General features: G+C 60.0%; 1 protein-coding gene. It reads right to left on the reverse strand.

Annotated elements, in window-relative coordinates:
- Positions 1 to 130: 130 nt before the first annotated feature.
- Positions 131 to 1,117 carry an aldo/keto reductase gene (locus tag EOD07_RS34095; protein WP_164772828.1) on the reverse strand — a complete coding sequence of 329 codons (987 nt, stop codon included), beginning with the start codon at positions 1,115 to 1,117 and terminating at the stop codon, positions 131 to 133.
- Positions 1,118 to 1,482 lie beyond the last annotated feature (365 nt).

Consider the following 1,482-nt stretch of genomic DNA (forward strand, 5'->3'; position numbering starts at 1 on the left):
TCTCTTGACTATTCTGTATTGCTCGACGGATTGCCTCTGTCGTCGTGGCGCGGCCGTGTAGAACCTGTCCCATAGCGCATCCTTTGATTCGAATGACAAGCATGCACCATTAAAGCCCGGGATCAAATAGCTAGGCCCTCTTCGCTTGTTGTTCCTGGCGCTGGCGTGCGCGGAAACCGAACATGTCACCCTTGTCCTTGATTTCCGCCCAGACCGGCGCGGTGATCCTGTCGATGGCGGCGATGTCCGCGTCGGAAATCGCCCAGCCGGCGCTCTTGACGTTTTCCTCCAGCTCCTTGACGGTGCGGGCGCCCACCAGCGGCGAACTGACCCCTGGCCTGCTGGTGAGCCACTGTATCGCAAGCTGCGGAACCGTCTTGCCGTAGCGCGCCGCGACCGGCTTGAGGAGGTCGACGGCATTCACCGCCCGCTCATAGGTGCCCGGCTGGAACAGCACGGTCGTGCGCCGCTCATCACCCTCGACGAACTTCGTGTCGGGCGACAGCGTGCCGGTAAGCAGTCCTTGGGCCAGGCCACTATAGGGCATCACGCCGATATTGTGCTTGAGGCAATAGGGCAACGTCTCGGCCTCGACCTCGCGCCATAGCATGTTGTAGGGCGGCTGGAGCACGTCGATGACACCATGCCGACGGGCGCTGTCCATGTCGGCGACGCTGAAATTCGAGACGCCGACTGCCTTGATGCGCCCTGACGCGCGCAGCCGCTCCATCATCTCCATGGTCGGGCGGATCGGAAAATCCGAGTTCGGCCAGTGGACGAAATAGACGTCGACATAGTCCGTCCGCATGCGCTTCAACGAACCGTCGAGCGCCGCCTCGATCGCGGCGGGTTCGAGATGATTGGGCGCGACCTTGGTCGCGATGACTGCCTTGTCGCGGCGGCCGGCCAGCGCCTCGCCGACGACCTCCTCGGCATGGCCGTGTCCGTAGGCCTCGGCCGTATCGATCAGCGTGATGCCAAGTTCCAGGGCGCGTCTGATCACCCGGATCGATTCCTTGTCGTCGGCCGCGCCCCAAAAGGCGCCGGACATACCCCAGGTCCCCAGGCCGATCTCCGATACCTTCACCGGCGACGATCCCAGCTGTCGCTGTTGCATTCTTTTCCTCCCGGTTGGCGGCGTGAATGGGTCAAGCCCTGCTTTCATCGAATTTATACGCTTATATACTCGTCTAACAAGTGCCTTTCTGGAGAATCATGATTCCTGATCGAGAGTCATGAATTCATCAAATAATTCAATGCTCATGAGCGCCATCAAAAGCCCGCCGCGCAAAACCTTTCAAAGGGGGTTTACGTCGCAACATTCAATCTTGTATGCTTATTAGACAAGTTAGCTTCTAGGCGAAATTTCGCGCCCTGCAAGCGCGGCGCCATGACGGGGAGAGGATCCGATGAAGATCGTGGACATCAAGACGGCGGTCGTCGCCTATCACGGCAGGGCAACCCTGATCCGGATCGATACGG

The sequence above is a fragment of the Mesorhizobium sp. M2C.T.Ca.TU.002.02.1.1 genome (genome assembly GCF_003997225.1).

What these genes read in the sequence shown, in the direction of transcription:
- EOD07_RS34095 (WP_164772828.1), bottom strand. Translation starts at nt 1,117, where the DNA reads ATGCAACAGCGACAGCTGGGATCGTCGCCGGTGAAGGTATCGGAGATC.